Origin of the sequence: Methylorubrum sp. B1-46 (assembly GCF_021117295.1) — a bacterium.
Lineage (GTDB): Bacteria > Pseudomonadota > Alphaproteobacteria > Rhizobiales > Beijerinckiaceae > Methylobacterium.
In genome coordinates, this window is the sequence record NZ_CP088247.1 from 367619 (window position 1) to 388898 (window position 21280).

The window sequence follows — 21280 nt, forward strand, 5'->3', positions numbered from 1 at the left end:
GCCGGGTTACCGGCTCGGGGCCGGATCTCGTGCGGGGTCAGGCCCGCGCGGCACGCGCCCGGCGCTCGGCCGAGGCGGTGCGGGTGAGTTCGACGAGGCTGCGCTCGTAGGTCTGGACGCGGTCGGCCATGCCGGCGGCGACCGCATCGGTCCCGACCTTCACACCGCCGCGGCCGAAGTCGTTCTGCACGCGGGCCGCGGTGGTCTTCCGGCCGCGAGCGACATCGGCGATGAACTGCGCCTCGATGCTGTCGAGGAGCGAGCGGATCTCGGCCGCGCCCTCGTCGGTCTGCGGATCGGGGCGCTTGTTCGGCGCGCTCGACGAGACGATCTCGATCGACAGCGTGCCGGAGGCGTCCGGCTCGACCTGCTTCGGCACCGCCGCCACCACGCCGATCGAGCCGACGATGCCGGTCTTCTCGACGGCGAGTTCGCCCGCAGCCGAAGCGAGCCAGTAGGCGGCGGAGGCGCAGGTGCCGGTGACGTGCGCCAGAACGCGCTTGCGCCCGCGCATGGCGTAGATCTGGTCGGCGAGCGCGTTGATGCCGGTTGGTGAGCCGCCGGGCGAATCCACCATCAGCAGCACAGCGCCGACGTCGACGCTGTCGCGGGCGAGGGCGAGATCGCGGGCCAGCATCGCCGCCGAGGTGCCGGTGCCGGACATCTCGGTCATCAGGTTGGCGCGCGGGAAGATCGGGCCGACCACCGGGATGATCGCCACGCCCTCGCGGGTGAGCATCGCGTAGCGGGCACCTTCCAGGCGCTGCGCGGTCGGGCCGGCCGCGGCGGCAAGGTCGAGCCGGAACCAGTCCTCGCCCTCGGCGGAGCGGCGGTCGGCGCGGCCGTCGCGATCGAGGCTCGCGAGCGAGGCCATGAAATGCAGGTAGTCGGGACGGATCGCCCACGGCTCGGCCGTCAGGGCGCGCAGGGCGCTCGTCATTGCGGCTCCTTCGGTGTGTTGGGCCGGGGCGGATCGTCGGACTGCGCGGGCGCGGCGGCGGCCGGCGTCTTCGCAGCGTTGCGCCCGTCCGAGGTGTAGGTGAGCTTCAGCTCGTCGGCCCGGGCGTTGTCGGCCGCGTTCTCGGCATCGACCTGCTCGACGTCGTAACCGGCCCTGGCGACGACGCGGGTGCGTGTCGAGAAGCCCGCCTGGACCTCCTTCATCTTGCCTTCGACGTCCTGCACCGGGTGAATGTACGACCACGCCTGCGGCACCCACTCGACCGCGTAGGCCTGCTGCCGGGTCATGCCGATCGGCAGCTTCAGCGCGCCAGAGAGAAGGGCGAGGTCGATCCAGCGGCGCCAGATCGGCCGGCAGAACTGGTAGACGACGAGGTGGTGCTGCCAGCGCTCGACGGAGCGGCGGAAGTCGTTGAGGGCGGCGCGCAGCGTGCGGTCGTCCATCTGGCTATAGTCGCCGCTCAGCACCTCGTAGAGCAGACCCACCGCCGCAGCGACGCTGCGCTTGGCCTCGCGCACGAAGGGCTCGAAGTTCGCCCCGACGTCGGCGGGCTCGCACATCTCGACGTCTTCGCCGTCGGCGAGCACCTGCACCGTGCCAGGCTCCATCTCGACGACGCCGACGCCCTCCTCGTCGGCCGGGTCGGAGCCCATCGGGCCGCCGCCGGGATCGCCGTCGTCCGCAGCGTCGAGCGTGCGCTTGATGAAGGCGACGAGGCGGGCGGCGTTCTTCTTCCGCACCAGCTCGGCGTCGAAATACTGGTCGAGGTCGTAGAGCGTCTTCAGCGCTCGCGCGAGCCAGGGCTCGCCGCGGTCCTGGCCGGGTCGGCGGGCCCGGTAGAGGTGGCAGATGTCGCCGGCCGGCACGAGCGTTTCGTCGAGGGTCGCGCCAGTGATGATGCCGTCGCCTGGGTGCTCGCGGCGCAGGTAGTAGCCGGTCCGCGCGCCGATCGCATTGAACTGGATACCCTGACGGATGCGGTTGGTGCCGTCCGTCTTCAGGTGGTCGCAGTGGTCGCCCTCCAGAACCTGAAGCTGGAGCGGCACGGTGAGGCCGTCGGTCAGAAGACGGGTGCGCAGGCGGGTGAAGCTCTCGCCGCCCTCGACCATGCCGGTGACCGCGATGGCCTGCAGCCCGTAGAAGTCGTGTGCTCCGGTCGAATCGGCCTCGTCGGTCCAGGCCAGGAAGAGGCTCTGCAGGCCGGCGCGGAACGCCGCGTCCTCCTGCCGGACCCGCTTCGCCTGCTCATCGCTCAGGCCCGCGACCGAGCGCGCCGCGATCGAGCGCGGCACGATGCCGGTGCCGATAATGTTGTCGACGAGCCGATCGACGGCCGCGCCGGCGAATGCGTTCTTCCGGCTGAGGTCGCGCGACTTCCGGCGCAGCTCGTCGAGCGCGTAGGTGATCGCGGCGTTCGGCCCCCAGGAGCCGACCCGCCACGACCGCGAGCGCCGGCCGGTGCCGCCGGCCACCTCGTAGGGCGTGGACGCGGCGGCGCCCGTGCCGCCGGTGAGGTCGAGCGCCACCGGCTCGGCGACCTCGCCCGTGCCCTTGACCCGCAGGCGGGTGCGGAAGGTCTCGGCCACCGATCAGAACCCGCCGGTGCCGATCATCACGACGCGGCGCGTGCGCCGCCGGGGCGTGCCGGACAGGGTCGCGTCGAGGCCGTCGATGCGGCGGGAGAGATCGCGGCGCGCCTGCTGCATCTCGGCATAGCTCCGGTACGTCGTGCGCCCGCCGTTGTCGGCCTGCTCGATGGTCAGGGCGCCGCTCGCCATGGCGCGGTCGAGGTTGGCGAGCTGCACGCGCAGCTTCGCAAGTTCCTGTTCTTTCGTGTCGGCCATCACCACCTCGCCGGCCCTCTGCGGGCCACGCTGCGCCGGGTGCGGCGCTTCATGTTCCGGTCTGCCAGCGAGTTCGCGACCACGGCCGGCGGGATCTCCGCCGGCAGTTCCGGCGCTTTCCGCTCGATGCCGAGGGCATCTTCCAGCCCTCGCCACTGCGTCTCGCGCCAGCGGTCCCACCCGCGCATCGCCGCGAGGCCGCGGGCGTAGTTCGCGCAGTCCAGCCACTCGTTGCGGCGGCCGCCGATCGGCACCCATTCGCGCCGGGTCTTTCCCCGGCTGAGGCTCACCACCAGCTCCTCGGCGGTGAGCTGCTGCACGCCGTCCTCGGACACGTCGTGCGGGAGGTGGACGAAGCCGGCCGGGAACGCCGCGCCGGCGGCGGGACGCTGCAGGCCGAGGCAGCTCATCAGCTCCTGCTTGGCGAGTGAGACGCCGATACGGACTGTCTTCAGGCCGCGCCGGATCTTCTTGCCCCTCGGGTTCGCGTCCTTCGTGCCGAGGCCGAGGAAGACGTTCGAGTAGCTGTCCTGGCCGTCGATCGCGTGGACGTTGCCGCGGCCGGCCTGGGACCGGACGAAGGCGTAGACCACGTCGGTGAAGGCGCTCGAATCGATGCCCCAATCGCGCACCGCCATCTCGGCGCCGCCGATGTGCTCCCAGGTCTCGTCGAACATCGCCGCCAGTTCGGCCCAGACCGTCGGCCGAGCGGTGTCGCCGGTGAGTACCTTGTGTTCGACGAGCCAGCGCTCGCGGTTGCGCCCGAAGCCCCAGACCGAAACCTCGAGCCGGTCCTTCTGCACGTCGACACCAGCGAACAGGATCAGCGCGCCGGCCGGGACCGTGCCGGACAGGTAGTCGTCGCGCCGGGCGTAGACGTCCTTCCACTCGGGGGCGTCAACGCCCTCCCGCCACGTGCGGGCGAGCTGCGTGTTGAAGAAGGTCCGCAACGCTTCCGGCCCCCGTCGCAGCGCCCGCGCGAATTTCGCGACCGTCTCCTTGATGGTCTGCTTCGGGGCGTAGAGCTTGGAGGCCTGCCCGCCCGCGTGTTCGTTCGGGACGGCCTCGCAGCCGCAGGACCGGCAGAGGGCCCGCCGGACACCGTAGGCTTCGGGCGCCCACCGCTCGGGCACTTGGTTCTCGCCGCAGCAGGTGAACGAGGCCGTCTGCCGCCATTCGATCTTGCGGAGTGCGACGAGCCGCTGCGCCTCGGTCCAAGGCTGCTCGCAGCTGACGCACTCGTACCGCGCCGAGGCGGTGATGATCTTGCCGCCCTCGTCCTTGTCGAACTTGATCTGCTCCCATTCCATCGCCTGCCAGGCCGCGCAGTGCGGGCAACAGACGAAGGGCTTGCGCTGGTCGCTCTCGTCGTAGCTCGCCTCGATCGCCGAGCGGCCCGCAATCGTTGGAGAGCAGGCCACCACCGTCAGGCTGTTGGCCTTGAACTCGGCTTGCCGCTCCTCGGCGAGGTCGATCGGTGAGCCCTCGCCGCCGGCCGAGAGCGGGTACTTGTCGATCTCGTCGCAGACCAGCAGCCGGATCGGCCGCATGGCGAGGTTGGTCGGGCTGTTGGCGCCCACGAGGGTGATGTGGCCCCCGGGAAATTGCTTGTGCGTCAGGGTCGCGCCCGAGTCCCGTGACTTGGCGTCACCGAACAGATCGCGCAGCACCCGCGTGTCGCGGATCATCGGCGCGAGCCGGTCCTTCGAGAAGGTCTCGGCCGCGTCGTCCTTCGGGAACACGCCGAGGATCGGGCACGGCTCGACGTGGATGAAGCGCCCCGCGATGTTCTCAATGCAGGTGGTCTTGAGCAACTGCGTGCAGGCCATCAGCGTGATCTTGCTGACGCCCGGTTCGGTCGCCCACAGCATCGGCCCGCGCGCTACCTCGACACGCGAGGCGATGAAACGGCCGCCGTTCGAGCTCTCCTTGCTCAGCCGGCGATACCGCTCCGCCCACTGCACCACGTCGAGATCAGGGGGCGGTGTCAGACCGCGTCGCCACGCGCTCCGCAGGCTCGCGGTGTCAGCCGAACTCGCCGGCGGAGGGCTCGCCGAGTTCGGCGAGGTGCTTTTTGACATAGGCGGTCAGGACCGGCGTCAGCTGCCTCGGTTCGATCTTGAGCTCGTCGGCCATCTCGATCGCGACCCGGGCCGGCCACGCCAGCCAGGCATCTCGAAGCGCCCGGCCCTCCTCGAAGAAGGCTGACTCGGCCGCGGGCCGATCAACGAGCTTGCTGCCGTCCCGCTCGACGATCTGCTTCCGGTGGAGGCCGAGCCAGTTCTCCTTGCGCCGGACCGCAATGGCCGTCGGCAGGTTCGGGTCGTCGGGGTCGAAGGCATCTTCCTGGCCGCCGTCGCCATCAAGGGGCGCCGGACGGGGCTGGGGCTCGGGAGCAGGCTTCGGCGCCGGCTTCGGAGCAGCCGCTGCGTGGGAGGCGTTGTTACCGTCCTTGGCCCTCACCGGGCGATGGGTAACACCGCCTCGATAGGTCGTTGGCCTCTGGTCGAGGTTCCACTCGGTGGCTTCCACATCGACGCGGCCGGTGCCGTCGAGAACGAGTAAGCCCTTCTGCTTCCAAGTCGTTACGGCCTTGCGCGAGACGCCGCGATGACGGGCGAACTCGGCCTGGCTGAGAAATTTTGCCCCGCTCGTCTCTGCCATGGGCGCTGTTACCCGTCACCGCGTTACCGGGTTCCACGACCCTGGCGCTAGGAAAGCTGGGGGCCCCGACCACCCGTATAGGTTCGGGGGTGCCAGGGTCCCCCGGGGTTCGGGGCGGGGGCGCTCCGGCCTACCTGTCGAGATGCGCCTTGATGCGCCGACCCGGCACCGTGCCCTGCAGGTCGATCACCCCGCCAAACCTGATCCGTCGCCACCGATAGGTCGGGCGCCAGTTCACCGGGCTATGCGGGGCGCCGGGCATCCACATGTTGATCATGCGGGTCTCTTCGACCTCGTAGGCCAGCAGGCCGAACCAGAGGCCGCGGAGGCGGGTGCGGCCGGTCGGCTTCCACTCGTCGCGCGCTTCCATGCCCAAGGCATGAAAAAGCCCCGCAGCGGGTCATCCGCTCGGGGCGCGTCTTTCCAATCATGAGAAGTGGCAGGGCCTATGGCGGCCTCACATCCGTCCTCGCGCAGCCACCGAGCTATTCCGCTTCGTTCGTGAGCGCGCGAGAAACATTAGAGGGCGACTATCAGAAGTCAACGCCGCGATAGGCATCACGCGGCCCTATGCACATCCTCGATTGGCAGCCGGTAGTCGAACGGTGCGCCCATCACCTCCAACGAAATGATGCCGACCGCGCCGCCGTCCGACGTGCCGACGAACTTGCCGACGAAGCCGCTGAACAGGCCCGAGCCGGCGCGCACCTCTTCCCCTGCCTGCATGCCTGCGAGCGGCGTCAGGTTCGTGCGCCCGGCCATCTCGTCCTCGCCCCATTGCCGAAGCCAGCGCAGGCCGGCTGGGTTCATGGCGAGCGGGCCGCGGTTCGCCGAGCCGAGGATGCCGGTCAGCCCATGCAGGTTGCGGCCGTCGATGTCCCGCTCGCGCAGCACGGCCAACGTCTCGTCGCAGAGGCCGCCCAGAACGCCCAGGAACAGATAGGACCGCATTGCCGGGCGCTGCTGCTCACGACGGGGCACGCGCAGGTTCGAGCGAACAGCGCGCCGCCACAGGTACTCGCAGGGCACGTAGGGGATGAACGGCGTCTCGTCCTCGCGCACTCCGCGGAGCATGGCGCGCCGGATGCTGGCCGCCGCCGACAGCTCACGGCTCGGTGCCGTCGTGCAGACGTACCAGCGCACGGCCGAGGCGTAGAGGTTCGGGGTCTTGTTCCGGCGCTCGGCCGGGATCGGCTCGTCCTTGGCGATCACCGCGTTGTGCTGCGGGGTGACGCGGGCTTGAAGCGCTGTCCGATGCCTGGGCGGTGAGGGGATTGGTGCGACCGACCTGCGTTGCGCAGATCCCAGAGCTACAAGGCTCAACCAGCACGAGGCCAGCCTAAGCCGCACCAAACTCTGAAACTGCTGCCCTAGTCGGGCCGCTTGCGCGGCGAGGGCTATTGTGAAGAGACACTTCACCCATCGCGAGAAAACGCGAGCCAACTGCGGCTCTAGCGGCTTCTCACGACGGACTGCTGGTCCCGATGGAGTTCTCAGCAGGCGGACTATGTCCTGACGCTCGGGTCTCGGCCAACGGCCTAAGCTCAGCGAGCGCCTTCGTCGTGCCTGCAAAGATGCAGCAGCGAATCGCCAAGTCAACCGCTGGGCCGAATGCTGCCGTTTTTTTCCACAGGCGGGCGCGTTCGATTGTAGAGCCATTCAATCGGCGTCAGGACGGGCGTAGCTTGCCCGAAGATCATCGCCTCGATCCGAACTGCCGGGCCATCGCCGCTGGCCGTCACGACGCCCTGGAACGACGAGAAGGGGCCGCCGAGAATGTCCACGCTGTCGCCCTCGGCGAAAGCAGGCAGCGGCACTGCCTCGACCGAGCCCGCCTCCAGCGCCGGCCGCAGGTCATCGTCGTACCACCCGGTTGCCTCCTCTCGCGCCATCTTGGCGATGGAGCCGCACCGCATCGGCGCTGGCTTGCCGTTGTTGGTGACGATGGCGGACACCTCCATGCGATTTCGGCCAAGCAGGTCCGTCTCGTAGAGCGGGTCAAGCGATTGATCGGCGCGGATGCCGACGAACACATAGCTACCCAGCAAAGGTGTCTGAAGCTGCTTGCGGATGCGCCAGTCGCCGCGGCGCGATTCCTTCCAGTGCGTCCGCATCGGAGCGTAGGCTTGCAACCCGGCCTCGCGGATCTTGCGAACGGCATGCGCGACGCGGCCTGGGCGCGCCGTCACGGCATGCCACCACAAGCGCTCGGCGCCGGTCGCGATGCGACACGGCTCAATCCTCTCGCAGATCGGCAAGGCGATCTCGCGCCTCCGGTTGAGCGGAACGCGAGCGAAGTGGACGGGCGTCTTCTTGGCCGAGCCGTAGCGGCCCAGGTTCGAGGTACTCATGCGCGGCGGCCTCTGGTGGGTCGCCACGGTCACGGTCGGAATGTGCGAGGGGGATGATAGCGGACGGATAAAAGGTGGCAAGCGGGCCATGGGGCTCGCCCCCAGGTGATGGGCTGATCTGAGTTCTTTCGGTTCATTCGGTTCTTTCGGAGAACCTATAAGAAATACCCCACCCATGAATGGATGGGGAAGGAACACTCCGAAAGAACCGAAAGAACTAGATATAAACCATATATATGTATATATATTATATATATCAATGACTTAGCTGGGGCAGTTCCTTCGGAAAAAGCGCCCGAAAAAACCCCCGCAAGAACCGAAGGAACTGGCCAAAAAAATCTAGTTCCTTCGGAGCCCTCCGAAGGAACTCCCGCCTTTTCCGCTGCTTGAACCGCTGCGTCCGCGCACAAAAGAAACCGCCCGGAAGGGCGGCCAATCGCAGATCTGATGGGGCGCTTAGCCGAGCTCGGCGAGGTAACGCCCAACGCTCGCGGCGAGCATCAATCGCCTTCGCCGGGGCCAGTCCGGCGGCGTTGCCTCAAATACGTCCCAGAGGATTTTTTCGGTCGCCGCGATGTCGGCGCCTGGATACCAAGCGTAGAGCTTCCTGGCCTCGCCCAAAGCCTCGCGAAGAGTTTTGAAACCGTCGTAGGCGACCGTCTCACCGCCCGCGTAGATCTGCCCCTCGGACAGCACCTCATGGCCCGCCCAAGGTACTTCAAGCGCCTCGTGCCAAGCTTTGAAGGCGCTGAGGGTATGGGTGACGATCTCGTTCACACAGGAGCTCCATTCTTCGATTTTCGAGATGGCCGAACGTAGGCGTAGACATCAGGCTTTCGGCCCCCCGATGCGGTCGATCCGCCCTTTTCCAGCACCACTTGCCCACCTTCGCACAGACTTCGGAGGATGCGATCCGTGATGGCCGGCTCCCACCTGCCGTCGATCTTGCGCGTGATGTCGGACCGTTTGGCTTCCCGCACGTCTCGTATGTAAGCAAGAACCAGCTTTTGGTTGGCCTGGAACTCTGTCTCAGCCATTCGCGCAGACGCCTCTCGAATCATGAACCGTGCGGAGGCAAGCGCGACGGACGCGCCCCATCGATAATCGCGTTCGGTGACGACCGCGCGCCGCCCCATGGCCGACACCGCATGGATTGTGGCGAGCCGGATCGCCATTTCAGCCGTTCGTCCGAGATAAGGCGAGGCTTCATCGTCGTCGTCGCGCCAGTGCGCGATACGGCGTGCGAGGCTTAGATGCATGGCCTCTACCTCCGGCGCAGCCCATCGAACCTTGTAGATGTCGGCTGGGTGCTCTTCCCCGACGAGAGCCGTGAGCGCTTGCAGGTTGCCAGCATTGGGCAGGATGGAAGCCAGCCGCTGCGATAGGCTCGGCGGCACCACGAGCCGGTTCAGAAGTTCGTCGCGCTCCTCGGCCGGCGGGTCGGCCATGATGACGGTGAAGCGATTAAGAAAGCCATTGTCGACCGAGGCGCCCGTGATGGATCGATAGAACTCGTTGAGGGTGGAGGCGCCCATAAGCGTGAGCGCGGGCGAAGCGAGGTATTCGCCTGCGGCGCCTGCCTTGGCGAAGGTGTGCCAGTCGTCGCCTGGAAGGACTGACCACAGCTCGCGCAGCACAGAGCTGATGGCGTTTTCATGTGTCGTTGCTTTACGGCTCGACATTTTCGCAAAAATGGCAGAGCCGATCTCATCGACCGTAGCAACGGCGGTCCGCGAAGTCTTAAGCGTCAGTTCGATTGCCGAGCCAGACATGAACTTTCCGGATTGCAGGATGCAGCCGTAGCCAGAGGCTTTGAGCAACTGCCCCACCGCTTTGAAGGGCCGATCCTTCCCGACCGATGTGGCGCCGAGGTTGACCAGAAAAAGGTGAGTAGCTGAGCCGGTAGGGCCCATGAGATGGCGCGAACAGATGCCCGCTAGGACGGAGATGGCGGCAGTCATGGCAAGCGGGCGGTTGGGCTTGCGGGACGTTCCGACGATCCAATCCGTGATGTCGCCGAGAAGCCCATCTGGGCGGGCGATATCCCCGAAATCGTAGTCGCCCCCGATGGGATCGTCGTCGATGGCATGGTCGGCTGTCTCGATGACCTCGCCGGTCTCGGCATCGATCAGCGTGCCGTCCGGCTCGCGCTGAACCTGACGCGCCAGCAGAGCGGCCGCCGCCTCGGCGCCGCGCGTGTCCGGCACCTCCTCCGGGCAATAGCGGGGGGACCGAGCCCCGTCGCGCAACGCTCGGGCGATTGTGCCGCGCTGGCCGAGCGCCTTGTCGTTGGCCGGGATACCCCAGGATGCGGCGGCGTTGTGGAGCGCAGCATATGCCTCCTGCTCGGTCAGGCATCCGCCGCCAACGAGCTGGCCGATCCGGAACGCACAGAGGTTTGCGGTCTCGTTGCGCGTGCCGGGAGCGGCCATGGCGAGTTCGCGCATCTCGGCTTCAAGGGCGCGCTCGCCGTAGGCTCGGCGCCGAACATCGGAGACCGGAGCACCTGGCTCGATACGAGCCGCGCGGTTCTCCTGAACCTCGTGTTGGCCCTGCAGGATCTCCACGAGCCAATCGGGGATTTCAGGCGCGGAGAGGATGTCGTAGCCATTGGCCTCGTAGCGCCGCCCGTCGAGCAGCGTCGCGCCGGGGGCGATGACGTAGCCGCCCTTGCCGCGCACATCGATGCCGATCTTGCCGCGCTTCGGGGGCAGCGAGCCGCGTCCGTTGCCGAGGTCGCGCCCGCCGCGGCGGAAGTAGCGGTGCTCGCCGCCCGAGGGGGTCTCGACGGTCGGCGCATCGTCGTCGCGCCCGTCCAGAACCGCATACCAGTCAGCGACGCCGCCCTCGCCATCTGCGTCGATCACGAGGAGGTCGGCTCGCCCAAGATGAAGCGCCGGCAGAGCATCGGGGTTCTGCTCCCACCACGTCCGGATCTGCCGCTCGTTCGTGGTGGCTGCCGAGTGCCAGAACACGCCGCGCAGCGGGCACTTCACCTTCTCGCCGCTGGCGTAGCAGGGGAAAACCGGAACTCCCGCCCGCGACCATTCCAAGGCCACGTCGAGGTTGCTGAGTGCTTGGTGGAGCGCGGGGTCGAAGAGAAGGCCGAGGTCCGCCATCGGTCAGCCCTCCCCTTCGCCATCCTCCTCATCCGGCGTTCGGGGCACCGCCTCGTCGATCTGGGCTCGGATCGCGGCGGGGTAGGCTTCGAACACGACCTCTAGAAACTGCTGCCAGTTCAGCGGGTCGAGTTTGGCAAGGTCGGTCTCGCCGATCCGGTCGAGATAGCCGCCTCCGACGGCCCCCGCTGCGAGAATGGCTTTGGTCTGGATTTCGTCGAACGCGCTGGCACGCATGGCAAAGGCTCTCGATCCGTAGTGACCATCGGCGCACTCTTGGCAGAGCCAACCGACGCTTCTTCCTTTCTCGACCCCGAGCCCAGTCGCTGTCTGGCAACAGACGAAGCAGGCTGCGGGGTTGTCGAGGTGGCGGGTCATGGCATCACGCCGCCTCCCTCATCGCGTCGCGGTAGCCGACGATCTCGTGGTACTTGCCGTTCTTGCGCACGCGGATCTCGGCCGGCATGGCGAGTTCGTCTGTGCGGTCCAGGGCCTCGGCGACGCTCTGCGGCGCCCAACCGCCGCCGCGGTCGGACCACCAGCGCTCGGCGCGGCCTCGGACGCCGCCCGTGTGCTCCAGGCAGACCCAGAGCCGATGCGTGCTCACCCCGCAGTGGAACGAGACGCACAGGCTGTCGGGTGAGCCCGCCTTTGTGTGTCGCTTGAAATCCCAGCCGGTGACGCGCAGCCACGGCGGGGCTTGGCTCGACAGGATCAGGCTTTCGGCATCAGCCTGCGCCTCGTGCTTCGGCGCCTCGTCGCGGGTCCACTCGTGGCCACAGGTGACGCAAGTTCGGGCGTTGAGCGCGTTGAGGCTCTGGCAAGCCGGGCACTCTTTCGCGCGGACCTGTTCGACCTCGGCCGCCGCGGCGCGGCCGCCCTTGGTCTTACCTGCGACCACGATAGCGTCCACCGGGCCGTGGCGCCGGACATTGCCAGCATAGTCGAGGATCAGGCAGTCGGTCTTGCCGGACGCGAGGCGGGTGCCGCGGCCGACGATTTGCACGTACAGGCCGACCGACAGCGTGGGCCGCAACATCGCCACCAGATCGACGCCAGGCGCGTCGAAGCCGGTCGTGAGCACGGCGCAGTTCGTGAGGCACCGAAGCCGGCCCTCGCGGAACTCGCGCACGAGCCTATCGCGCTCGCCGGCCGGGGTTTCACCCGAGATCATCTCGGCGCGGATACCCCGCCGCCGCACAGCATCACGCAGGTGCATCGCGTGCGCCACGCCGGAGGCGAATAGAAGCCAGGACTTGCGGCCTGCCCCGAGCGTGACGAGCTCGGCGACGGCGGCTTCCGTCACGTCCTCGCGGTCAACGGCAGCCTCGAGACTGCCGGCGACGAACTCCCCGCCGCGGCGGGCCACGCCCGACACGTCGAGCGTAGTCGCGGTCGCCTTAGACACGAGCGGGGACAGGAACCCGTCTTCGATGCCTTGGCCGATGCCATAGGAAAAGACGATCTCGGAGAACACCCGGTCGTCGCCCTCGTCCAGCCGGCCAGAGTCGAGACGGTAGGGAGTGGCAGTGAAGCCCGCGACGCGCAGGTCCGGCGTCGTGGCCCGCAGATCGTCGAGCAGGCGACGATACATGCCGTCGCCGGCCCGCGGCACAAGGTGGGCTTCGTCGATCAGCACGAGATCTCGAGGCCCGAGCTGCGCGGCCGCGCGATAGACGGACTGGATCGAACAGAACAAGATGCGGGAGCGCCAGTCGCGGCGCCCAAGACCGGCCGAGTTGATCCCGACCGGAGCTGCCGGCCAAAGGCGCAGCAGCGCCTTGGCATCTTGTTCGACGAGCTCGCGAACGTGGACCACCACGAGGATGCGCATCTCGGGATAGCGCTCGAGCAATTCGCGGATCAGCGTCGCGAGCATGACCGACTTGCCGACGCCAGTTGCGGCTTCGACGAGCGGGTTTTCGCCGCCGTTCGCCCAAAAGTCGAAGACGGCATCAACGGCGTCGCGCTGGTAGGGACGGAGAGTAGTCAAAGGAGCCTCCCCTTGCGGCGAGCGAAATCGATAGGATCTTGGTCTTTCTTCTGCAAATTGCAGGTTGCGCACAAAATCTGCAAATTATTCGGCCAATTAGTCCCGCCCCTTGCGAGAGGAACGATATGATCGACGTGATATTTATTTTTGAGTTCTATCTTGCAATATGCGCACTTGCTCGATTGTTGCTTGAGTATCCTGCCTATGTCCTTCAAAGAATGGGTGCCGTCCGCCCCTTTCTTTCGAGCCTTCCGGTTTCTCGACGACTTTAGCCAAGGATCGGGATTTCTCTTGTAATTGTCGCGCTGGCGACCCAATATTTTTTCCCTATTTCGCTCGTAGTTCTCGCGCCTTTTGCCGAGATATGCCTCAGGGTTTCGGGCGACTCTCTCTTTGAAAATTTCGTATTGCCGTTGTGATCTGAGCTTCCAGCTTTCCCGGCTTTTTGCTTTCACATCGTCGCGCAAACCGCGCAGGCGACAGCATTCAAGGCATGACCCGTTGGACGTCTGCCGGAGCGCCATATGCCCGTTACGGTGTAAAGGGCGGACCAATTTTAGGCCGCCGTGGCGGAGTAAAACCAGGCCACGGACTGCGGACAGCCTGAACGATGAAGGGGCCCGATCGGGCCTCTTCATCGTTTGTCGCGGATCGTGAGGTCAGGCTGGCCGGATCTCGCCCGTCGCGGGATCAGGGTCATCAAGGGTGGCCTGGTTTTGCTCCGCCCTGTCTGTGCGGCCCCGCCGGCTGCGGGAGGATCTGAGGCGGTAGCTGTCTCCGTTCAGGCTCAGGATGCTGACGTGATGGGTCAGCCGATCCAGCAGCGCACCGGTCAGCCGCTCCGAGCCCAGGACCGAGGTCCAGTCCTCGAACGGAAGGTTCGAGGTCACCACCGTCGAGCCGCGCTCGTAGCGCTGGGACAGGACCTCGAACAAAAGCTCGGCCCCCGTCGGCGACAGCGGCACGTAGCCGAGTTCATCGACAATCAGCAACTTCACCGCGGCCAGCTCCCTCTGAAGCCGGAGCAGGCGGCGCTCGTCACGCGCCTCCATGAGCTGGTTGACCAGCGAGGCCGCCGTGGTGAACGTGACCGAGAAGCCCTTCTGGCAGGCTGCCAGTCCGAGAGCCAGGGCGATGTGCGTCTTGCCGGTGCCGGAGTTGCCGAGCGCGATGACGTTCTCCCGACCGAGGACGTAGCCGCAGCGCGCCAGCTCCAGCACGAGCATCTTGTTCAGGCTCGGGATGGCGGCGAAGTCGAAGGTGTCGAGGCTCTTCACCGCCGGGAAGCGTGCCGCCCGGATCCGGCGCTCGACCATGCGCCGTTCGCGGTCGATCAGTTCCAGCTCAACCAGCCGCAGCAGATAGCGGGGGTGGTCGAGGCCGCTCCGGGCGCAGTCCCGGGCGACCTTGTCGTACTCGCGCAGGACCGTCGGCAACTTCAACTGCTTGAGGTGATGGGCGAGCAGGACGCCCGGTGTCGTCTCATCGCCGCTCACGCTCATGCCGCCACCTCCGGCACCAGCACCGTGTAGTCGGCGGCCATCGTCGCGCGCACCGCAGGCCGGGGCAGATGCGGGTAGGCCGACAAGTCGAGCCGAGGCGGCCGCCGTTCGAGACGGGCCAGCGCGATCAACTTGACCGCATCGAAGCCAATCGCCCCGAGCCGGATCGCCTCGGTGACGGCCCAGGCCACGAGGTCCTTCGGCATCGCCTCCATCAGGCGCAGCACCTGGATGAACTCGCGCTTGCCGCGGTTGCCCATGCGCGCCTCCAGAAGGTGGCGCAGGTGCTGGAACGCCTCGGGCAGATCCCAGCCCTGGAGTGCCGCGGCTTGGTCGAGGGCGTTCGGCTTGGTCTCGATCAGCGCGAGGTAGTGCAGAGGTTCGGCGACGAAAACGCCGCTGCCGTAGCTGCGCGGGTGCCGGGCGATCTCGACCCCCGCACACAGGATCACGACTTCCTCGACGAAGCCCTTCACCAGCACGTCCCGGAAGCCGTAGGTGGTCGGCACCGAGTAGTCGTTGCCGCGATAGCGCACCAGCGCGGTCGACGAGACGCGCCCGGCCCTCTTCTCGCACGGCTCCAGCGGCACCGCCGGCAGGGCTCGCAGAACCACTCGATCGGCCATGAGCCGCGTTCCGATGCTCTCGGGATGCCGCCCGGCGCACTCGTTCTGCCGAGCTCGGCAGCGGCGCTCCAGGTCAGCGTTCAGCGCCTCGAACGAGGCCGCCTCCGGAGCCGGGGTCATGAAGTGGGACCGGGCGAACTTGACCAGCCCCTCGACCTTGCCCTTGTCGTTGCCCCTGCCCGGACGGCCGAAGCGATCCCGGAACAGGCAGTGGCTCACCAACTCGGTGAAGGCGCGCGTACGCTCACGCTGTCCGTCGCCGCAGATCTTGGCCACTGCGATTTTGGTGTTGTCGTACAGGATCGACAGAGGCACGCCGCCGAAGAAGGCGAAGGCGGCGACATGCCCGTCGAGAAAAGCTTCGGTGGTCTCCCGCGGATACGCCTTCACGAAGCAGGCGTCGGAGTGCGGCAGATCCATGCAGAAGAAATGGATCTTGCGGCGCACGCCAGCGATGGTGGCGACCGCCTCGCCAAAATCGACCTGGGCATGGCCGGGCGGGTGGGCGAGCGGCACGAAAGTCTCCTGCCCCCGTGCTCGGCAGATCCGTACGTGGTCCTTCACCACGGTATAGCCACCGGCATAGCCGTGCTCGTCGCGTAGGCGCTCGAAGATCCGCTTGGCCGTATGGCGTTGCTTGAGCGGTGCAGTCCGGTCCGCCTCAAGGATCGCCGCGATCACTGGCAGAAGAGGCCCGAGCTTCGGCTTCTCGACCGGCTTCGAGCGTGTGTAGCCCGGCGGCAACGAGAACCGACACATCTTGGCGATCGTCTCTCGGCTCAACCCGAAGACCCGAGCCGCCTCACGCCGGGACTGGCCCTCGATGAACACGAACTGCCGAACGGCTGCGTAGACTTCCACGACGAACATCCTCGGCTCCTCTCGAAAGAGAAGCCTCTCCACTGGCCGGCTTTTACACCGCCCGCATCAGCACAAAGCCGACGCTCCAGTGGATGGTTTTGTCACCGCCCTACACAACCGCCCGAGCTGAGCAGAACATGCACTCGACGGCGCCCTTCTTGGTCGGGTCGTCGTGCAGCCGCGCGGGCGGGGCGTCGAGCGCCACGATGCGTTCGATCCGCGCGATGATGGCGAGGCAGAACGCGGGATCGTACTCGACCCGCTCGGCGTGGATCTCGTCGGTGTTCTTGTTGACGACGAGGTAGAGCCCGCGGCGCAGACCCTCGGCGTGCATGTAGAGTTGCAACTGCGCGTGATGCTCGGGCTTCGTTTCGCGCACCGGCCCCTTCACAATCGCCTTGAACGATTTGTCGTTGGCCGACTTCGTTTCCACGACGTGCGGGGTCTCAGGCGCCTCGGGCAGACCGGTCGCGACCGCATCCATCTTGCCGCGGATGTGCCCGCCGGCCAGTTCGACACGAAATTGCTTGCCGGTGGTCTCGTCGATCTCGAACACGTCGCAGCCGATCATGCGCAGCATGTCGAGCAAGCGGCGCTCGTAGACGTTGCCGGTCTCGAAGATGCGCTGGCGCTGGCCGGTGGCGGGCTCGGGTGCGGCGCACCAACGGAATTGGTAAAACAGCGCCCGGTCGCAGGGGTGGATCACCTGAGACATCGACACGCCGAGGCTGTCGCCGTTGCGGGCGGCAGCCACGTAGGCGGCGTCGATGGCGGCGACGGTGTGCGAGAGGGGGGCGGGAATGGCGGCCATCAGGCGGCGACCTCCGACTTGCCGAGGCCGAGCAGACGGTAGGCGTCGCCGACCGCACGGGCCTGCACCTTGGCGTCAGACAGCGCCGAGTGGTGGACATCGTTGGCGCAGCGATACTCGGCAAGTGATGAGATGCCAGCGAGATCGAAGATGGTCCGCGTGTCCCGAAGGTCGCGGAACTTCCATGGCGCCGGCACACCACACTTCTTGCAGGCGGCTTCGATCAGGACTGGATCAAAGCTTGCGCCGTGAGCCCAAATCCGAACCTCCGCCCCGCACCCGCGCAGCCAAGTCCCGAGATCGGCAAGGACTGAAGCTAACGGTTGGGCATCAGATTTAAGGAACGTCGAGGCGATTGCATCTTGTCCCTGCCCGGCCCACCAGATGACCGTCTGGGGGTCGATGGTCAGGCCGCGATCAACCGCATCGGCGAGATTGATGTTGGCCTCAAAGCAGACGCCAAGCAGTTCTGTGAACGGGTCGAACGCGACTGCGCCGATGGAAAGAATGGCAGAGCCGGGCGCTGTGCCGAGGGTTTCGATATCGACCATCACGTGAGTGACGGCATGGGTGTCCTGTGCCATGGATCGGGTTCTCCGAACGGCTCGAAAGGGTCAGACGGGGTGCGGGCGACCGGCTAGAACTTCCCGGGACCGGCCGGTCGCCCGGCAGCGCTAGAACGGCACGTCGTCGTGGTTTACGGTGCGCGCCGCGCTCTGCGACGGCCGCTCCCACGGCTTGGAGCCGCCACCGCTACCGCGAGCGGGCTGAGCCGACTGCTGCGGCCGCTGAGCCTGCGACGGCGCCTTGCTGACCGGCGGCTGGCCGGAGCGACCCTTGTAGCGCTTCACCGCGTTGCGAGCGTCGTAGGTCTTGCCATCATCCCCCGTGCGCTCGGGCTCGATCTTGAGCGTGACGACGAGCGGCTTGAAGTGCAGATCCTCGCTGTCGGTGAGCGCACCCGTGTTCGTCGCGGTGCAAATATCGGCCAGCGCACGCTGAGCGATCTGCTGAGCCTTGGCGCTCTTGTTCCGGATGTTGAGGTTGTCCCACACCTTCCGGTTTGCGAACGGGCCGTCGATGATCTCAAGCGTGAGCCGCAGCATCTCACCGCTTTTGTTCGGCTTGATCTCGCTCTCGACGATCTGAGCGTTGTAGTCGCCCGCGGGCATCGGATCGAACGAGCCCTTCTCGTCTTCCGGCACATCGGACGGATTGAAATGCATTCCGAGGTCGGCCATGACGATTACTCCGCTGCGATGCGAGCCGCGTCAGCGGTCGCGAGATGGGGGAAGAACGGGGCGAGTTCGGTAAAGCCCTTGCCGGGCTCGTAGAGCGTCTTTTCAGGCAGGCCGTAGCGGTTGCCGGCGGCGTAGGCCGGGCGGCTGGTGGCATGCATCCAGACGGAGCGGCCGCCCTGCCCGATCGCCCGGTTCTTGTTGAAGCCAGCGTCTTCGGTCTTCACCGTCACGTCGGGCTTAAGCAGCAGCACGACATCGACCTCGCGCTTGAGGAAGTCGCGCGCCTTGTCGTGCAGGTCGATGTCGTAGCGCGAGTAGCCCACCGTCTCCGGATCGTCGAAGCGCTCGATCTTCGAGTGCGCGATCAGGATGATGGTCATACCTTTGTCGCGGCGAAGGGCGTTGAGGCCGTCAAGCACTTCCTGCCAGACGGCCAGGGCGTAGATGTAGCCCTTGCCGTAGCCGAAATCCTCGATCCGCTTCTTCTTGTTGCCCTTGTCGTCGCCGCGCTCGCCGGTCTCGGCCCACACGATGGGCTGCAGCGCGGTGATGCTATCGAGGACGACCGTCTTGAAGTCGTGCTCGTTGGCGTAGAGCATGCCGATCGCGTCCATCAGGTCCGCGAACGTCTCGATCTTGCCGAGCGAATGGATGTCGAGGACGCCCTCACCTTCCTCAGTTTGGAGGAACACAGGTGACTCAAACTCGGAGCTGAGCGTGGTCTTGCCGCTCTTCTCGGGTCCATACATGAGGATGGCCGGCGGACGCGGGCGCTTCCTCTGGTTCAAACTTTCCCAGGATACAGCCACTCTTCATTCTCCTGTTGTCGCCACTGTCTTTCGACCCGCAGGGCCGGTCCGGGGGCACCCGAAACCAAGACAGTGAGTGGCGACCTGACCGCCCGTCGGCGGGATCTCGGGTGCCCCTCGGTGCCTCTAAGCGCCCAGCTCGGGGGAGGCCGACGCGGCAGCCTCCCCGTCGCCGGCACATCCCGACCGCGCCGCGGTCGTGGAACTGATGAGCTTGTCGGCGGCGAACGCAGCGATCAGCGCGGCATCCGCGCGATTGTGGTCCTTCTTCCGCTCGAAGCGCTCGGAAGTGGCAGGGAAGAGCCTGATCGCCATGGCGCGGCCGGCTTCTTTGCCAAGGTCGCCGCCGGGAAGGCGCATGTGCTTCTTCCAAGAATTCGGGGTCACGAGGTGCGTCGGCACGCCAGAGACCGTGAGTGCGGCGCGCGCGGCGCCGTAGGCCATGCCGAGCTTGAAGCACGCGATGCTGCCGTTCTTTGGCATAGCGTGGACCTGCTCGATGACAGCGATCGTCGGCCCCATCTGCTTGATCCGGCGCACGAGTGCGGCGGTGTCGATCTCGCCGCCCGCGGTCGGCATGTCTTCGACAGCGACGCGATCAGGAGCAGACGGGAAGTAGAAGGCGACAGCGCCGGTCAGTCCGGGGTCGATCGCGACAATGCAGGTCTCGGCGCTCATGCGCGTGCCTCCTCGGCGAGAAGCTTCTTGCCGCGGTCCAGCGCACACCAGCCGGACGACGGGCGGTATCCGTGCTGGGCGATGATGTCCTCAAGCCGGACGCCTTTTGGCCGAGCATGATAGGCGCGTGCGAGGTTCAGGGCCTTGGCGCGCGACTTGGCCGCCCGCTGATCCCGCGATGTCTCGACGATGATGCCCTTGGCCAGCAGACGCTTACGTGTCCGAGACACGATGACTTCCATGCTGTTTGCCGACGAATATCCGTGCCTCTCCGCAAGGTCCTCACGGGCACGCAAGCCTGGATTGGCGTACCACTCGCGCAGGTCATCCGCGCTCAAGCGGCTAACCTTGTAAAATGCGCCCTTTTCGCCGAGGTAGCGCCTGACCGTTTCGCGGTTTCGGCCGAGACGCCGAGCTATGGCGGCCTGATGCAGACCGGCTTCAGCTAGCCGGTGCATCTCGCGGACTTCGGTCGTCTTGACCGGGGAACGGCTCATCGCACGTCCCCCTTGCCCTGGCGCTCAAGAGCGTCGGCTTCAGCGTCAAGCGTATCGGCCTGCCGCTTCAATTCGTCGGCCATCTTCTTCATGCCGAACGCCTTCACGAAGAGGCTTTCGGCCTGCGCGCGCAGATGAGAGGCGCGCCAACGCTTCCATGACCATTGAAGAAAGATCACGCCTCACACTCCGCGTACTCAAGATCCGAAAATTCAGCGTCGATTGCGTTCTGAAAAAGCGCGACGCGCTCGCGCTGCTCTCGACGGCTGGCCTCGCAAAGCCATGCCGGAGGGTTGCGCATGCCGCGGAGGACGAAGGTCGCGCCGTACATCGTGAAGATCGGCCCGAGCCACTTCAGCGAAGGCGACGCCTCACCGCTGAACCACTTCTCAACGCTGCGGACCGGTGCGCCCAGGTTCTGCGCAACGAGCGCGGCCGGCTTGATCGGATGGACCCGACGCCATTCGTCCACCCAAAGTTGGGTATCGAACATCCCAACCTTGCGGAATTTAGACCCAGAATTTCGCATGCTCTTCCCCGATGCTGTGTGCATTGAGGATGACGGCGCGAAAGGAAGCGCGATGAGAGAGGAGGTCATTTCAGGATTGCCCGGTCAGGCGGATCGGGAACGCGAGGCACGCGATGGAAGCGACCGGACGGCTGGCACCGAGAAGGTCGCGAAACAGGCTCCCGGAAAGGAGCGATCGGCCCTGGCAGGCCAATCGCTCAAGTCTCTGGGAGGAAACGGGCTGAGCAGCCCAAGCCTCGGCGGAACGCGAAACACCAGCCGCCGAGAGGATGACGCCCAAGGCTCTGGCAGGCCGAAGGCGAAGGACGGAGCGGCCGAGATGGGCCGCAGAGCATGGCGCCGGCTCGTGCGAATGCACGGCTGGCTGGAACAGGGTGGGTGAGGCGGTCATCTCGCCACGCTCCAAGGCATCAGATGCAGCTCGCCACGCGAGGCGGCGGTTCGAAGCTCCGCAAGCCCGCCGAGAACGGCGATCGTGACGAGCGCAGCGGCGGCGACGTAGCCGAGGCGTACGAGGATGGGAGCGGTCATGCGCGCATCGCCTCCGGGGCCTTGCAGTCCGAAGACGCGGGCGGCTGGAAGAACCACTCGTCGCACCAAGCGAGCCCTCGGCCCGCAGCGCCCTTGCGGATGCGCTCCATCTCCACCCGGCCGGGCTCCAACAGCCCCGCCTCCCACTTGGAAACGGTGCTTTGCGACACCCCGGCGACGGCCGCCATCTCGGCCTGAGTGGCGCCGAAGATCTCTCTGCGAATGAAAGCGAGCGGGCTCATGAGCCTATTCCTAGTCGAATT

General features: G+C 66.5%; 25 protein-coding genes. All 25 read right to left on the minus strand.

Annotation, left to right across the window (positions count from 1 at the left end; translation table 11 throughout):
- Positions 1-37 precede the first annotated feature (37 nt).
- Positions 38-940 (minus strand): S49 family peptidase, encoded by a 903-nt coding sequence (locus LPC10_RS01740; protein WP_231345181.1) that lies wholly within the window; start codon positions 938-940, stop codon positions 38-40.
- Positions 937-2547: a phage portal protein gene (locus tag LPC10_RS01745; protein WP_231345182.1), complete on the minus strand. Its 1611-nt coding sequence runs from the start codon at positions 2545-2547 to the stop codon at positions 937-939. The genes LPC10_RS01740 and LPC10_RS01745 overlap by 4 nt, the downstream gene beginning before the upstream one ends.
- Positions 2548-2550: 3 nt before the next feature.
- Positions 2551-2805, minus strand: coding sequence for a phage head-tail joining protein (locus tag LPC10_RS01750; RefSeq protein WP_231345183.1), 255 nt, complete (start codon positions 2803-2805; stop codon positions 2551-2553).
- On the minus strand, positions 2805-4676 hold the full coding sequence (locus LPC10_RS01755; protein WP_370644630.1) for a phage terminase large subunit family protein: 1872 nt from the start codon (positions 4674-4676) through the stop codon (positions 2805-2807). The genes LPC10_RS01750 and LPC10_RS01755 overlap by 1 nt, the downstream gene beginning before the upstream one ends.
- A gap of 154 nt (positions 4677-4830) precedes the next feature.
- Positions 4831-5337, minus strand: a complete 507-nt coding sequence (locus tag LPC10_RS01760; protein WP_370644631.1) for a hypothetical protein — start codon at positions 5335-5337, stop codon at positions 4831-4833.
- 262 nt (positions 5338-5599) lie between these two features.
- Positions 5600-5839, minus strand: coding sequence for a hypothetical protein (locus LPC10_RS01765; protein WP_231345188.1), 240 nt, complete (start codon positions 5837-5839; stop codon positions 5600-5602).
- Between the two features lie 188 nt (positions 5840-6027).
- The gene (locus LPC10_RS01770) at positions 6028-6681 is read right to left on the minus strand and encodes a hypothetical protein (RefSeq protein ID WP_231345189.1); all 654 of its coding nucleotides are present in this window, start codon (positions 6679-6681) and stop codon (positions 6028-6030) included.
- A gap of 383 nt (positions 6682-7064) precedes the next feature.
- Complete coding sequence (locus LPC10_RS01775) at positions 7065-7820, minus strand: transcription termination/antitermination protein NusG (RefSeq protein ID WP_231345190.1); 756 nt, start codon at positions 7818-7820, stop codon at positions 7065-7067.
- A gap of 456 nt (positions 7821-8276) precedes the next feature.
- Positions 8277-8597 carry a hypothetical protein gene (locus tag LPC10_RS01780; protein ID WP_231345191.1) on the minus strand — a complete coding sequence of 107 codons (321 nt, stop codon included), beginning with the start codon at positions 8595-8597 and terminating at the stop codon, positions 8277-8279.
- Positions 8594-10939: a bifunctional DNA primase/polymerase gene (locus LPC10_RS01785; protein ID WP_231345192.1), complete on the minus strand. Its 2346-nt coding sequence runs from the start codon at positions 10937-10939 to the stop codon at positions 8594-8596. The genes LPC10_RS01780 and LPC10_RS01785 overlap by 4 nt, the downstream gene beginning before the upstream one ends.
- A gap of 3 nt (positions 10940-10942) precedes the next feature.
- Complete coding sequence (locus LPC10_RS01790) at positions 10943-11317, minus strand: DUF6511 domain-containing protein (protein ID WP_231345193.1); 375 nt, start codon at positions 11315-11317, stop codon at positions 10943-10945.
- Between the two features lie 4 nt (positions 11318-11321).
- Complete coding sequence (locus LPC10_RS01795) at positions 11322-13004, minus strand: DEAD/DEAH box helicase (protein WP_231345194.1); 1683 nt, start codon at positions 13002-13004, stop codon at positions 11322-11324.
- Positions 12929-13570, minus strand: coding sequence for an HNH endonuclease (locus LPC10_RS25655; RefSeq protein ID WP_370644632.1), 642 nt, complete (start codon positions 13568-13570; stop codon positions 12929-12931). The genes LPC10_RS01795 and LPC10_RS25655 overlap by 76 nt, the downstream gene beginning before the upstream one ends.
- 21 nt (positions 13571-13591) lie before the next feature.
- Complete coding sequence (gene istB, locus LPC10_RS01800; protein ID WP_003596510.1) at positions 13592-14434, minus strand: IS21-like element ISMdi7 family helper ATPase IstB; 843 nt, start codon at positions 14432-14434, stop codon at positions 13592-13594.
- Positions 14431-15930, minus strand: coding sequence for an IS21-like element ISMdi7 family transposase (istA, locus tag LPC10_RS01805; protein ID WP_012778770.1), 1500 nt, complete (start codon positions 15928-15930; stop codon positions 14431-14433). The genes istB and istA overlap by 4 nt, the downstream gene beginning before the upstream one ends.
- Positions 15931-16030: 100 nt before the next feature.
- Entirely contained in the window at positions 16031-16732 is a 702-nt protein-coding gene (locus LPC10_RS01810; RefSeq protein WP_231345195.1) for a GxxExxY protein, read from the minus strand.
- Positions 16732-17316, minus strand: coding sequence for a 3'-5' exonuclease (locus LPC10_RS01815; RefSeq protein ID WP_231345196.1), 585 nt, complete (start codon positions 17314-17316; stop codon positions 16732-16734). The genes LPC10_RS01810 and LPC10_RS01815 overlap by 1 nt, the downstream gene beginning before the upstream one ends.
- A gap of 90 nt (positions 17317-17406) precedes the next feature.
- Positions 17407-17973 (minus strand): DUF669 domain-containing protein, encoded by a 567-nt coding sequence (locus LPC10_RS01820; protein ID WP_231345197.1) that lies wholly within the window; start codon positions 17971-17973, stop codon positions 17407-17409.
- Between the two features lie 5 nt (positions 17974-17978).
- Positions 17979-18722 (minus strand): ATP-binding protein, encoded by a 744-nt coding sequence (locus LPC10_RS01825; RefSeq protein WP_231345198.1) that lies wholly within the window; start codon positions 18720-18722, stop codon positions 17979-17981.
- A gap of 186 nt (positions 18723-18908) precedes the next feature.
- Positions 18909-19460: a hypothetical protein gene (locus LPC10_RS01830; protein WP_231345199.1), complete on the minus strand. Its 552-nt coding sequence runs from the start codon at positions 19458-19460 to the stop codon at positions 18909-18911.
- Entirely contained in the window at positions 19457-19957 is a 501-nt protein-coding gene (locus tag LPC10_RS01835; RefSeq protein WP_231345201.1) for a helix-turn-helix domain-containing protein, read from the minus strand. Before LPC10_RS01835 ends, LPC10_RS01830 begins: the two co-directional genes overlap by 4 nt.
- A complete protein-coding gene (locus tag LPC10_RS01840; RefSeq protein WP_231345202.1) occupies positions 19954-20136 on the minus strand; it encodes a hypothetical protein in 183 nt (60 codons plus the stop codon). The genes LPC10_RS01835 and LPC10_RS01840 overlap by 4 nt, the downstream gene beginning before the upstream one ends.
- Positions 20133-20450: a hypothetical protein gene (locus LPC10_RS01845; RefSeq protein ID WP_231345203.1), complete on the minus strand. Its 318-nt coding sequence runs from the start codon at positions 20448-20450 to the stop codon at positions 20133-20135. The genes LPC10_RS01840 and LPC10_RS01845 overlap by 4 nt, the downstream gene beginning before the upstream one ends.
- Before the next feature lie 423 nt (positions 20451-20873).
- A complete protein-coding gene (locus LPC10_RS01850) occupies positions 20874-21017 on the minus strand; it encodes a hypothetical protein (RefSeq protein WP_231345204.1) in 144 nt (47 codons plus the stop codon).
- On the minus strand, positions 21014-21259 hold the full coding sequence (locus LPC10_RS01855; protein ID WP_231345205.1) for a helix-turn-helix transcriptional regulator: 246 nt from the start codon (positions 21257-21259) through the stop codon (positions 21014-21016). Before LPC10_RS01855 ends, LPC10_RS01850 begins: the two co-directional genes overlap by 4 nt.
- Positions 21260-21280: the final 21 nt, after the last annotated feature.